This window comes from Lacrimispora brassicae (assembly GCF_054772055.1).
The window spans coordinates 95,439-108,446 of the sequence record NZ_BRYH01000003.1 but is presented as its reverse complement, the minus strand read 5'-3'; the positions used below and the strand labels follow the sequence as shown (position 1 = coordinate 108,446).

The following is a 13,008-nucleotide window of genomic DNA, read 5'->3' as shown; positions in this document are numbered from 1 at the left end:
GCAAAGGATTTAATTGATATTATCAGAAATAATCCATACCAAAAGCCGCCATCTTATGAAAAACTGCAGGGAGATCTACAGGGAGCGTATTCCCTGAGAGTTAATATAAAGCACAGCTTTTATATGAAGTGTATGAGGATGCAAGAACAGTAAAGATCATCAGTCTTTAATCACACTATGAATTTTGATAAAAAAATAAATCATTGGGCTAGATACCTCAATGATTTTTTGTGCATTTTTATTTACTTATAAAATGCCACTAAACTCTTGAAAAATAAAGATAAAAACAATTTTAAAAATATAAATACATGTAAAATTATATTTTTTATATTACATGTATTCTACTATTATATGGAAATAATCTCAATCCAATTCTTAAAACAAAAATTGCCAAAGCCCCCTAAAATATGGGCTTTTAGACGGTTTTAGGGGGCTTTTTATTTATAGATGGAAATTTAATTCTTGGTATGCTTTATCCTTTCTATCTTGTTCTATTCCTATATAGCGGAAAGTATCGGTCGCAGTGGTATGACCATATATCTGCATTATCAACGTTATATCCTTTTATATATGTATAAGAAAACAGACAGACAGGGAGCACCTGCCAGTGCTCCCTGTCTGTCTGTTTTCTTATTTCCGGGTTTATGACAAAGGCCTGTCAGCTCGTGGTAATCATACCAGCCCCAGCTTCTTCATGGCATAAACCACTCCGTCATCTTCCACGTTTTTTGTATAAAAGGTTGCATAAGGCTCCAGCTCCACGCTGTGATGTCCCATAAGGATGCAGTTTTTGGCATATTCAAACATGGACAGGTCATTGGTACTGTCACCGAACACATAGACATCCTCCAGGGCAATGCCGTAATGTTCTGACAGCAGCTCAATAGCCGTTGCCTTGGAATATTCTGAGGGAACGCATTCATAAAATCCGCTGCCCCGGTCAATGATCGCAAAATCCAGTCCCAGGGCCCGGGAAAAGCCTTTTAAATCACTTTTTTCATCTGAAAAGACACAGAATTTATCAAAGTCATAGCAATCTTCCTCCCAGCCATAGGGAGACAGATTCCCTTCCTGTTCTACGATTTCTTTCAGTTTCTCCAACTGAGGAAAGCGGGAGGTTCCCTTTCTGAAATAGCAGCTTTCCGTTCCCTCTAAAACCCCATCCAGACCATATTCCTGAATGATGCCCTTGATCTCCATCCCCCGCTCATGAGGGATGGCCGCAGAGAAAAGGACCTGGTCCCCCACAACGATACGGGTGCCGCATCCACAGCAGTAGCCATCCACCTCAATGAGCTTTTCAATGGGTCCGATAAGACAATGAGTCCGTCCGGAGTTAATGAATACCAGATGGCCCTTTTCCCGCGCCCGTTCAACTGCCAGCTTGGCACTCTCCGGCACGTTCCGGTTCACCTCGGAAAAAAGCGTACCGTCAATGTCGAAAAAAAGGGCCTTTCTTCCTTCACTCATCGGTCACCCCGAAAGCATATGGTTCCTGTGGTTTCATCCATGCTTTCCACAATCGCCAGGGACTCCACCTGGATTCCTTCCGCCCTTAAACGGTCCCCTCCGGGCTGGAAGCCCTTTTCGATCACGATCCCTGCACCCACCAGCTTTGCGCCGGAATCCTTTACAATTGCAGCCAGACCCTCCAGAGCTTTTCCGTTGGCCAGAAAATCATCGATGAGCAATACCTTGTCTCCGGCTCCCAGAAATTCCTTGGAAACCATGATGTCATAGGTCCTTCCGTGGGTAAAGGATTCCACCGAGGTAGTGTATACGTCGCCTGCTATGTTCTTTGTCTTGGATTTCTTTGCAAATACTACCGGTACATTGAAGTACTGGGCCACGATACAGGCAATGCCGATGCCGGAAGCCTCAATTGTCAGGATCTTGTTGACTTCATAATCAGTAAAGCGTCTCTTAAACTCTTTCCCGATCTCCACGAACAGCTTGATATCCATCTGGTGATTTAAAAAACTGTCCACTTTCAGCACGTCACCGGACTTGATCTTTCCATCTTTCCGTATTCTGTCCTTTAAAAGCTGCATAAAGGTTCCTCCTCTTTATAGAATCCGCAGTGTGGCCGGTGAATCTGTAAGGCTTCACCGGCTCACGGGCATTTGCCCTATGAAACAGGGCAGAAGAAAATTTTCTTATGCCCCATTTCGCACTGCTCGTTGCTTTCGTGAATTTTATTTAACAACCGCATTTTCTGTAAGGAAATCGATTACCTTGTTGTTCATAATATAATCATCTACATCAAACTGGCCTGCAGTCTCGATCATCTTTTCAACGCTTTCATAGCCCATCTGGTCTGCAACTTCCTTGCGGTCCTCATCGGTGATCACAATTCCCTCTTTTTCTGCAATGGCGTTGACTACCAGTCTCTGCTCTACGGTGGCCTCTGCCTGGGTCTTTACGATTCCCTTAAAGTCTTCTTCTCCCATTCCGGAAAATGCTCCTACAAAGGTTTTAAAATCCATGCCGTAAGATGCTGCCTGGTTTGTATATCTGGCAATCAGGTTGTTGAAATTGGCATCAATGGCTTCCTGTTTTGGTTCCACTTTAGAGGCATTTAAAATGGCCGTGTAAATGTCGCTCTTCACCTTCTGGTCTGCTTCATCGCTCTTATTCTTTAAAAGCGTCTGCATCTTGTCTTCCTTGTATTCATCCACTGTCTTAAAGGATGTATTCTCCTGAACAAAGGCATCGTTTAATTCCGGAACCTGCTCTTCCTTAACTGAATTGACAGTCACATCAAATACCACAGCTTTTCCTGCCAGGTCTGCACTCTGGTAATTTTCCGGGAAGGTAAGGTTTATGGACTTCTTGTCCCCCTTTTTGGCTCCTATAAGTCCCTCCTCAAAGCCTTCGATAAACTGGCCGGAGCCGATGGTTAAGTCAAAGCCCTGGGCAGTGCCGCCGTCAAACGCAACGCCATCCTTTGTGCCTACATAGTCAATATTGACCACGTCACCATTCTGGACAGCCCGGTCCACCTCTGCATCCTTTGCATTGGCGGATAAATCACTCTGAACCGCCTGGTTCACTTCGTCATCGGTCACCTCCACAGGATCCTTGGTCACTTCAATCCCCTTGTAATTTCCCAGGGTGACAGTTCCGTTATCCATTCCCGTCAGATCCTCCACAGCCACAGTTTCCTGTGCCGCTGATTCTGTTGCTTCTGTCACTTCCGTCTCTGCCGGCTTTGCCGCAGGCTTTTTGCCACATCCGGAAATAAGGGCGGCTGCAACCATACCGCACATACAAATTTTAAAAATTTTCTTCATAATACAATCCTTTTTCTTTCTATTTTTAATAGTTAATCATAAAACTGCTTCCAGTCAGTTATACCATATCGGACAAGGTAAAAAAAGCTTTTTCCCGAAATTAACAAAAATTTCAAAATTCCTTAATGGTTTGGCTCATACCCATGAAATCCATAAATGGCATGGCCAACGGTACCATTATTTATAAAACCCACGGAATGCCTTGTATGTATTGTATACATCAAGCTTGGCAGAAAGCTCAAAGGGAGAATGCATGGAAAGAATGGGAACTCCCAAATCCACTACATCCACATCCATATGAGCCACATATTTGGCAATGGTGCCGCCGCCGCCCTGATCCACGGCCCCAAGCTCTCCGATCTGCCAGTAAACGCCTTCCTGCTCCATCATGGCAATGATCTTTGCCATCAGCTCTGCACTGGCATCGTTGGAACCTGATTTTCCACGGACTCCGGTGTACTTGGTGAGAACGCAGCCCTTGTTTAAAAAGCAGGAATTACGCTCCTCGTATACCTGGGCAAAGGTGGGATCATAAGCCGCATTGACATCAGAGGACAGACAGATGGAATTTCTAAGCACTTTTCTTACATCAACACGGGCCATGGCAGCCAGATCCTCTATGTAATGAAGTACAAAGTCGGAATCTAAGCCGGTATTTCCCCCGGAACCTACTTCCTCTTTATCCGCAAGAACGGTGACCGTAGTATACTCCGGCATGCTGGCATCAATCTCCGCCATCAGGGCCGTATAGGCGCATACCCTGTCATCCTGTCCGTAAGCACCGATCATGCTCCGGTCCAGCCCTACGTCACAGGCCTTCTGGGCAGGTACCATCTCAATCTCCGCCCGGAAGAAGTCTGCCTCCGTGATCCCGTAGCGCTCGTTAAGCAGCTTTAAGGCCAGCAGTTTCACAGGGTCTTTAAGCTCCGCCTCGTCAATAAATGGAATGGATCCGATGAGCACATTAAGCTCTTCTCCTTTTAACCCATCTCTTAATTTTCTTTCATTGTGTTCTCCTGACAGATGGGGAAGCAGATCGGTCACGCAGAATACGGGATCGCCTTCCTTTTCCCCGATGTTTACTTCCACAATCTCACCGTTTTTCTTTACCACCACTCCGTGAATGGCTAAGGGAACGGTTCCCCACTGGTATTTGTGGATTCCGCCGTAATAATGGGTCTTAAAATAGGCCAGGTCGTTCTTTTCATAAACAGGGTTGGGCTTTAAATCAAGCCTTGGAGAATCGATATGGGCACTGTTGATTCGCACCCCCTGCTCCAGTCCCGCCTTGCCGAAGGTGGTTGCAATGATGGACTTGCCCCGGTTCACAAAGTATACCTTATCGCCTGCTTTATAGCTCTTACCTTCTTCAAAGGGACGGTATCCCTGCATCTCAAGCATTGCCGCAGCTTCTCTGACACATTCCCGCTCAGTCTTTCCGTTATCCAGGAACCTTTTATAGCCCTCACAGAACAGCTCCGCTTCTTCACGCTGAGAAGGCGCTTCCTTTGCAATATGCGGAAATTTGAATGTCAGTTCATCCTGTAGCTGTTGTCCTTTTGTTTTTTCCATTGTTATAATTCCTCCATTTTTTTCTTAAGGGCTTTTGCCCAAAGTGGTTCTGCTGCTGGTCAACAGATTTCTTCGCTGTCAAGGACCAGAGTAAACGGTCCGTCATTTAAAAGTTCTACCTTCATATCGGCTCCAAAGCTTCCATGCTCTACCTTGTTTCCATAGGATTTTAACCGCTCCACCACGTATTCATAAAGGCGGTTTGCAAGCTGGGGGCCTCCCGCCTTCACAAAGCTTGGGCGGTTGCCTTTTTTACAGTCCGCATAAAGGGTAAACTGGCTGACCACCAGAATCTCCCCTCCCACATCCTTTAAGGAAAGGTTGGTCTTTCCGTTTTCATCGGGAAAGATCCTCAGTTTGCATATTTTATCAACCATTTTACCGGCAATGGCTTCCGTATCCGTATCAGACACTCCCAGAAGGAGCAGGAAGCCTTTTTTAATGGCGCCGATCTGCTCTTCATAAACGGTGACCTTTGCATGGGCGACCCGCTGCAAAACAATCTTCATATCCATTCTCCTGTCTATTTTAATACAAGTCTTAAGTATTCCAAAAGGCTCTCAGTGGCGGCTTTCCGGTAAACGATCTCTCTGGCAATCACCGGGTAATCCGTTATAATATTATCAACTCCAAGCATCTTCATCCGCTCCATCTCGCTTTTGCTGTTCACGGTCCAGGCATGGACTGCTTTTCCTTTTTCATGGGCAGCCTCTACCAGCCGTTCGCTTACAAAACTGGAACGCAGGCTGATAAAGTCGATATCATCGCTGGAATAATAATCTCCATAGGCGGCTGAAATAATATATCCGGTGCGGATCTCAGGGTCCAGCTCCTTGATCCTGGCCAGATAGGAAAACCGGACAGAGGTCACCACGCACTGTTCTTTCATCTGGTGTTTCCCAATTAATTCCGCCACCTTATCCGGCAGCCCGCTGCTGCTTCCTAAGTCCTTGATCTCAATGTTTATGTTAATCCGCCCCTTGCAGAACTCCATGACCTCTTCTAAAGACGGGATCCGCTCGCCCGTGTAATCGGCGGAAAACCATGTTCCCACATCCAGCTTCTGCAATTCCTCAAAGGTATAGAAACTGATGGGGCGGTTTATTCCTGACACTCTTTTTAAGCTGCCATCATGGCCCAGGACCACCACTCCGTCCTTTGTTTCCTGAACATCGATCTCAACAAAATCCGCCAGGTCATCCAAGGCTTTTGCCATGGCTGCCAAGGTGTTTTCAGGGGCCTCCCTGGAGCTGCCCCGGTGGGCGGTGATCTGTATCACGCTGAGCATATCAGCCGTAATTGCAGAACCGTTCCGCACCACTCCAAAAAGAGAAAGCAGGCTGAATGCAGCCGCTGCTGCCATAAACAGGGCTGCCAGCCTCCCGTCTCCGTACCTGCCTCCGGGATAATCGCTGATCCTGCGCTTTTTTACAAGCCTGCTGGTGAAGGTGAAATACTGGACACTTAAAGCCCCGTAGTTTCCTACGGTCAGGAACATGCTGGTCAAAAATATCAGCACCAGCTCGATCCGGTCACATGCCGCAGGAAGGATGGCCAGAGCCAGGCTGTTGTCCGTAAACAGGGTCACTCCTACGGCGGCAATCAGCACACAGAAGGCGTAAACCAGCCAAAGTCCTGCCACTGCAGCCGCATAATAAACGGACAGCAGGACCACCACTTTAAAGATCCGGCGCCTTAACAGCCACAGGCTTCTGAAATAGCCATCCCGGAAATTTTTCTGCTCCACCATACAGGCGTGGAAGGAATAGACTCCCGGAATGACAACCGCAAGCAGGAGCATCAGAAAGAGCCCGGCGGACAGCCTTCCCACAGGCTTTTTTAAAACCTCTGATATGACAAAATTCAGAGGCTTTACATGAGTCAGCATCTGGTATATGAGATACAGGTTCACAAGCACGTAATCTGCCAGAATCAGAAGCCCTAACCGCCAGTTCTTCCTGCGCACCTCAAGAACCAGCTTAAAAAAGCCTCCTGCCAGGATTTCCCAGGGTTTCAGCTTCCTGGAGTAAAAGGCTCCCTCATACAAGGTCAGAAGGCAGCCGGTCTCCAGGGTAAGGATCAGAATCCCCACCACCGCCATTACGGCCAACATAAGGACCGTCCAGGGCTTTAACAGGAAATAGCCGATGTTGGCCGCAGTCAGATAGCTGTATCCGGCCATCCGCAGCGCAAATAAAAGGCCTTTGTTTAAGAGCAGCAGATACAGGGTGGTGGTGACCAGCCGAAACAGCAATTCAAAAACAAACGCATTTTTTTGATTGAACTTTATGAGCTTCCAGGTGTCTTTTGTTAATGTACTCATAGGATAACCTTCTTTTTCCGGAGAGAACTAAGAAAAACACGCATTGCGAGTTTTTCTTAGTTGCCGCGGCATTCGCCGAATGAATATGCAGACATATTCGTTCGGCTCATTGTTCGCGCAAAAAGCAGCCTCAGCGAGGGGAACCGTTGAGGCTGCATCTTTTAAGTGTAATCTTCCTCATCCATCATGTTCTCTCCTGCTGTCTCCCGCTGCTGCGCCTCACTTAATTCCAGAATTGCCTGGTTTAAGGAAAACATCTTCCCATCCAGCATATTCACCACATCAGCACAAGCCTTCAGCTCCTGCTGCAAATACGCCGGAGCATTTCCTTCAAACTTATAATATATCTTATGCTCCAGGCTTGCCCAGAAATCCATGGCGACTGTCCTGATCTGAATCTCCACTTTTGTGTCCACCGGCCCATCCGTCAGGTAGATGGGAATGGTTATCACCATATGATAGCTTTTATAACCGTTTGGTTTTGGATACTTAATATAATCCTTTACATAAAGAACCGTAACATCGCTTTGCTTTGTTATCATCTCCGCAATCTGGTAAATATCCGATGTAAAAGAACAGATAATCCGTATCCCTGCAATATCATTTAACTTTTCCACCATGTTGTCGATCGTCACGTCATAGCCGTACCGTTTCAGCTTTTTTACAATGCTGTCCGGAGTCTTAAGCCTTGACTTGATGTGTTCAATGGGGTTGTAATTGTAGATATGCACAAACTCATTATTAAGTATCTCAATTTTCGTACTGATTTCCTTTAATGCCGAGTCATACAAAAACATCACAGATTTCCACTGATCGACCTGGTTAAATGATTTGGGAATATTCATTCCACATTCCCCCTCTCTCTCGCATCCGTATTCCCAGCTAAGAAAAAAACGCTTTAAGAGTTTTTCTTAGCTGCCGCGGCATTCGCCCAATGAATATGCAGCATATTCCTTCGGCTCATTGCCCCCGCAAGTCAGTGAGACAGGGGCAGCCCATCCCACGGCGGCCCCTGCTCCTTAAGAATAGTATATCATGAAAGCAATGAACCAAGGACCGCTAAAGCGGCATTTGGCAAATGCCACAAGATAATGAACGCTTGCATTCATTATACCATAGAAACCTGGCATTTTATATCCCTTTTCCCGACTTTCTAAAATTTCAAACCCTTTAAGAGGCCAGAAAGCCCTGTAAATACAGAACCTTCCTCCTTGTAATCAAAGACCTCCACATTGGCCTCCTCTTCCTCCTGGACAGCCTTCATGCTTAAGCTTATCTTGTTATCCGCAATGGATAGGATCTTGACCTTAACCGTCTGTCCCTCCTTTAACACCACACCGGGATGCTTGATCCTCTGGCTGCTGATCTGTGAAATGTGAAGAAGGCCGGAAAGTCCGTTTTCCAGATTAATAAACGCGCCGTAATCCTTTAAGCTGTCCACCGTACCTTCCATGACAGACCCTGGCTGGCACTTTGCGATCTTTTTGCTTGTTTCTTCCTTCTGCTTCATGAGGGCAGGCTCCCTACCTGAAAGCACCAGCTTCTTATTTTCCTCGTCAGCGGTGATGACCGTGACGTCGATGGTCTTTCCATTATATTCCTCTAAGTCCTCTACATATTCTCCCGCCAGCTTGGAAGCCGGTATAAATCCCCGGATCCCCTCCAGATAGGCAACTGCTCCGCCCTTTACGATCTCAGCAATTTTAACCTTGACAATGGTGCGGTCATTTAGCATGGAACCAAGCTTTTCCCAGGCCAACTGGTCATTGGCCAGCTTTCTGGACAAAACGATATTCCCTTCCCCGTCGTCGGTGCTTATGACCGCAGCCGTAATCTCGTCTCCAGGCTGGATTTCCCTTAACAGGTTAAATTCCGGATCATTGCTTAAATTCTCCTTACTGATGATGCCTTCCGCATAATATTTCAAATCCAGAATGACCATGTCCTCGTTTACACTGATAACGGTTCCGGTAAGAACATCTCCCTCTTTTACTTTTTTAAAGGACGCTTCCAGCTCAGCGGCGTAAGTCTCCATGGTTTCCATTACTTCTACGGTTCCGTCTGCTGCTTTCATCTCTTCGCTCATTGAAATCTCCTCCACTCATAAAATACTGTGTTCTGCATAAAATCTAACTATATATTTATCACATCCCGCCTGATATTTCTATAGTTTTATTAGTAAAAATATGTTATATTTGTATTATAGGAACAAAAACATTCCTTAATATGAAATATTTTCCACTAAAGGAGCATTCCTTCAGTCGCTGATAGAGAAAGGACAAGAATCATGAACGACATAATGGACCTGCATACCCACACAGTAGCCAGCGGACATGCATACAACACTTTATATGAAATGGCCAGATCTGCCTCTGAAAAGGGCCTTGCCCTTCTGGGCTCTACGGACCACGCACCAAAAATGCCAGGGACATGCCACGAGTTTTATTTTATAAATTTTAAGGTGATCCCCCGTAATATCTATGGAGTGAACATCCTCATGGGCGTTGAACTAAATATTATGGATTACACGGGACGGGTGGATTTAAGAAAAGGGCTTTTGGAAAAAATGGACTACTCCATTGCCAGCCTCCATGAACCATGCTACAAAAACGGAACTTCTGCCGAAAATACAAGGGCCTACGTGGGGGCCATTGAAAATCCCCTGATCCACATCATCGGCCACCCTGATGACAGCCGTTTCCCCGTGGATTACGACACCATTGTTTCCGCTGCCGCTGAAAACCACACCCTTTTGGAGGTTAATTCCAGCTCCCTTCATCCATTAAGCGCCAGAATCAATGCCGATGAAAACTACCGGACCATGCTGGAGCTGTGCAAGCGCTACCGGGCCTCCGTCATCATTGACAGCGATGCCCACACGGAAGCTGATGTGGGAAACCATATAAGAGCCTGGGAGCTTATTAAAGAAGTGAATTTCCCGGAAGAGCTTATTGTAAACAGTTCCTTTCAAAAGCTTCTTCCTTATATTCCTAAGCTGGAGGCTTATTTATGATCAACTTCCTGAACCTGGAATATTTTCTGGCGGTTGCAGAGGAGCTTAATATCACCCGTGCCGCCAAGCGGCTGTACATCTCCCAGCAGTCCTTAAGCAGCCACATTTCCAATCTGGAAAAGGAGTTTGATGTGCAGCTTTTCAACCGCACCATGCCCCTTACCCTGACCTATGCGGGCCGCGCCTTAAAGGTACGGGCAAAGCAGATGCTGGACCTAAAGGATGAAACCTACCGGGAGCTGGCCGATATCAAGGATTTTACCACCGGACAGCTTTCCATCGGAATCTCCCATACCAGGGGCCGCTTCCTTCTCCCTGCCATCCTTCCCGCCTACAAGGAAAAATTCCCTAACATTGAGATCCATCTTGTGGAAGGAAACTCTTCTGAATTAAGCACTGCCCTGATCCATGGAACCATTGATCTGATGATCGACCTTCTTCCTTTTAAAGCCGAGCATGTGGAAACCGTCCCCATCTGTGATGAGGAGATCCTGCTGGTGGTTCCTGACCAGATCCTGGACCGGTATTTTCCGGGACAGCAGGAAGAGATGATAAACGTGCTGGGAGAAAATGCGGACGTGGAGCTTTTAAAGGACTGTCCCTACCTTCTCATCAACAAGGGAAACCGGGTGCGCACCATTGCCGATGAAATTTTTGAGGAAGCCCAGCTCACCCCTTCCGTCCTGCTGGAGACAGAAAACATTGAAACAGTGCTTGCCCTTGCAGCCAAAGGCATGGGAATCACCTTTTATCCTAAGATGTTCATGTCCGGAAGCGGAAGCACCGGCGATGCCGCAATGAAAAAAACGGGACTTCATTACTTTTCCTTAAATTACAGGCGCAGTCACGGCGTTCTGGCATTCGGCCGCCACAAAGGCAGATATTTATCCCGGGCCACGGAGGAATTCATACGGATCGCAAGGGAAAACATATAGACAATTTGTTACTGTTCAGACATTCCACTCATCATTTGACGGATAAATTTTTTTTAGAAGGACACCTGGGAATGCTGCCAAATATTAACTATGGATTGACAAAAAGCCGGAAATCCTATATTATTAAATAGTAACAATTACTAATATAATTATTATTTATAGAAAAGGAGCGGCCATGAAAACATTAAAGTATAGCCGTCAACGGGAATCCATTAAAGCCTGTTTAATGGCAAGGCACGACCATCCCACTGCCGATGCCCTATACACATTGATCCGCCAACAATATCCCAATATCAGCCTAGGAACTGTCTACCGCAACTTAAACCTTCTGGTTGAGCTGGGGGAAATCAAAAAGCTGACATGTGGCGATGGCGCAGACCGCTTCGATGCGGACACCTCCCCCCACTACCATTTTGTATGCAAAAGATGCGGAAAGGTCAGTGACCTGCCACTGGAGCATTTGAATGGCATCAACCAACTTGCTCAGGAGCAGACAGACGGCACGGTGGACAGTCACACCATTTATTTCTACGGCACCTGCAAAGACTGTTTTGAAAATAATTATCGATAACACTTGACACCAGGATAAAGATGTGCTAAATTAATATCAGTAATCATTACTATTATTGATTGCCATTAAACATACAAAAATAATTATAAAATAAAAAGGAGACATGAGATCATGAAGAAATGGGTTTGTACTGTATGCGGTTACGTTCACGAAGGGGAGACAGCTCCAGAGTTCTGTCCAGTCTGTAAGGCTGGTTCTGAAAAATTTAAGTTACAGGATGAAAACATGTCCTGGGCTTGCGAACATGAAATCGGTGTCGCACAGGGTTCTCCGGAAGACATTATGATGGATTTAAGAGCTAACTTTGAAGGTGAATGTACCGAAGTAGGCATGTATCTTGCAATGTCAAGAGCTGCTCACAGAGAAGGCTATCCTGAGATCGGTTTATACTATGAGAAGGCTGCTTTGGAAGAGGCTGAACATGCTTCAAAATTTGCAGAGTTATTAGGCGAATGCGTAACTTCCAGCACAAAGAAAAACCTGGAATTAAGGGTTGCTGCTGAAAATGGTGCAACTGCCGGTAAATTTGACCTTGCAAAACGTGCAAAAGCATTAAACTTAGATGCAATCCATGACACCGTACATGAAATGGCTAAGGATGAAGCCCGTCACGGCAAAGCATTCAAGGGCTTATTGGAAAGATATTTCGGTTAATACATCTTTGGGGAGCGGCAGAAGGAATCTTCCGCTCCCTGTTTGCAAAGTACAGATCATTCACAATTCAAATCAGGAGGGTTTATACGATGTCCAAATACGCAGGAACAAAAACAGAACAGAACTTAAAAGATGCTTTTGCAGGCGAGTCCATGGCAAGGAACAAGTATACATATTATGCGTCTGCTGCTAAAAAGGCCGGCTATGAGCAAATGGCTTCCCTGTACTTAGAAACAGCCGACCAGGAAAAGGAACATGCCAAGATGTGGTTCAAGGAATTGCATGGCATTGGTTCTGTGGAAGAGAATTTAGAGGATGCCGCTGCCGGTGAAAACTACGAGTGGACCGATATGTATAAGAGAATGGCTGAGGATGCCAGGGCAGAAGGTTTTCAGGAACTGGCTCTTAAATTTGAATTCGTAGGAAAAGTAGAAGCTGCTCATGAAAAACGTTACTTAAAGCTCCTTGACAGCGTAAAGAACGATAAAACCTTTAAGGGAGATGCTCCTCTTGGCTGGAAGTGCCGCAACTGCGGTTATATCCATGAAGGACCGGATGCTCCGGAAGTCTGTCCAACCTGTGCTCATCCTAAGGCTTATTTTGAAAGAAAAGTGGAAAATTATTAATACAATCTGTTACGTCAGTCA

Annotated in this window: 13 protein-coding genes; 5 read left to right on the top strand and 8 right to left on the bottom strand. The window is 46.0% G+C overall.

What is annotated here, in order from left to right:
- Window positions 1-672 precede the first annotated feature (672 nt).
- The 8 genes from ACYVD3_RS01785 to ACYVD3_RS01750 all read right to left on the bottom strand — a co-directional run bounded on the left by ACYVD3_RS01785 (window position 673) and on the right by ACYVD3_RS01750 (window position 9,274).
- A complete protein-coding gene (locus tag ACYVD3_RS01785; protein ID WP_460640793.1) occupies window positions 673-1,470 on the bottom strand; it encodes an HAD-IIB family hydrolase in 798 nt (265 codons plus the stop codon).
- Window positions 1,467-2,051, bottom strand: a complete 585-nt coding sequence (locus ACYVD3_RS01780; protein ID WP_460640792.1) for a xanthine phosphoribosyltransferase — start codon at window positions 2,049-2,051, stop codon at window positions 1,467-1,469. The genes ACYVD3_RS01785 and ACYVD3_RS01780 overlap by 4 nt, the downstream gene beginning before the upstream one ends.
- Window positions 2,052-2,195: 144 nt before the next feature.
- On the bottom strand, window positions 2,196-3,293 hold the full coding sequence (gene tig, locus ACYVD3_RS01775; RefSeq protein ID WP_460640791.1) for a trigger factor: 1,098 nt from the start codon (window positions 3,291-3,293) through the stop codon (window positions 2,196-2,198).
- A gap of 177 nt (window positions 3,294-3,470) precedes the next feature.
- Window positions 3,471-4,865, bottom strand: coding sequence for an aminopeptidase (locus ACYVD3_RS01770; RefSeq protein ID WP_460640790.1), 1,395 nt, complete (start codon window positions 4,863-4,865; stop codon window positions 3,471-3,473).
- 59 nt (window positions 4,866-4,924) lie between these two features.
- Window positions 4,925-5,374 carry a D-aminoacyl-tRNA deacylase gene (gene dtd, locus ACYVD3_RS01765; protein ID WP_460640789.1) on the bottom strand — a complete coding sequence of 150 codons (450 nt, stop codon included), beginning with the start codon at window positions 5,372-5,374 and terminating at the stop codon, window positions 4,925-4,927.
- A 14-nt stretch (window positions 5,375-5,388) separates the two neighbouring features.
- Window positions 5,389-7,188 carry a glycerophosphodiester phosphodiesterase family protein gene (locus ACYVD3_RS01760; RefSeq protein ID WP_460640788.1) on the bottom strand — a complete coding sequence of 600 codons (1,800 nt, stop codon included), beginning with the start codon at window positions 7,186-7,188 and terminating at the stop codon, window positions 5,389-5,391.
- Between the two features lie 161 nt (window positions 7,189-7,349).
- Complete coding sequence (locus ACYVD3_RS01755) at window positions 7,350-8,033, bottom strand: GTP pyrophosphokinase (RefSeq protein WP_460640787.1); 684 nt, start codon at window positions 8,031-8,033, stop codon at window positions 7,350-7,352.
- A 308-nt stretch (window positions 8,034-8,341) separates the two neighbouring features.
- Window positions 8,342-9,274: a S1 RNA-binding domain-containing protein gene (locus tag ACYVD3_RS01750; protein WP_460640786.1), complete on the bottom strand. Its 933-nt coding sequence runs from the start codon at window positions 9,272-9,274 to the stop codon at window positions 8,342-8,344.
- A 201-nt stretch (window positions 9,275-9,475) separates the two neighbouring features.
- Here ACYVD3_RS01750 and ACYVD3_RS01745 point away from each other — a divergent pair, with 201 nt between their 5' ends.
- The 5 genes from ACYVD3_RS01745 to rbr all read left to right on the top strand — a co-directional run bounded on the left by ACYVD3_RS01745 (window position 9,476) and on the right by rbr (window position 12,987).
- Entirely contained in the window at window positions 9,476-10,201 is a 726-nt protein-coding gene (locus ACYVD3_RS01745) for a phosphatase (protein WP_460640785.1), read from the top strand.
- On the top strand, window positions 10,198-11,136 hold the full coding sequence (locus ACYVD3_RS01740) for a LysR family transcriptional regulator (RefSeq protein WP_460640784.1): 939 nt from the start codon (window positions 10,198-10,200) through the stop codon (window positions 11,134-11,136). Before ACYVD3_RS01745 ends, ACYVD3_RS01740 begins: the two co-directional genes overlap by 4 nt.
- Window positions 11,137-11,311: 175 nt before the next feature.
- On the top strand, window positions 11,312-11,707 hold the full coding sequence (locus tag ACYVD3_RS01735) for a Fur family transcriptional regulator (protein WP_460640783.1): 396 nt from the start codon (window positions 11,312-11,314) through the stop codon (window positions 11,705-11,707).
- A gap of 111 nt (window positions 11,708-11,818) precedes the next feature.
- Window positions 11,819-12,361: an NADH peroxidase gene (locus ACYVD3_RS01730; RefSeq protein ID WP_460640782.1), complete on the top strand. Its 543-nt coding sequence runs from the start codon at window positions 11,819-11,821 to the stop codon at window positions 12,359-12,361.
- Between the two features lie 89 nt (window positions 12,362-12,450).
- The gene (gene rbr, locus ACYVD3_RS01725; protein ID WP_460640781.1) at window positions 12,451-12,987 is read left to right on the top strand and encodes a rubrerythrin; all 537 of its coding nucleotides are present in this window, start codon (window positions 12,451-12,453) and stop codon (window positions 12,985-12,987) included.
- Window positions 12,988-13,008: the final 21 nt, after the last annotated feature.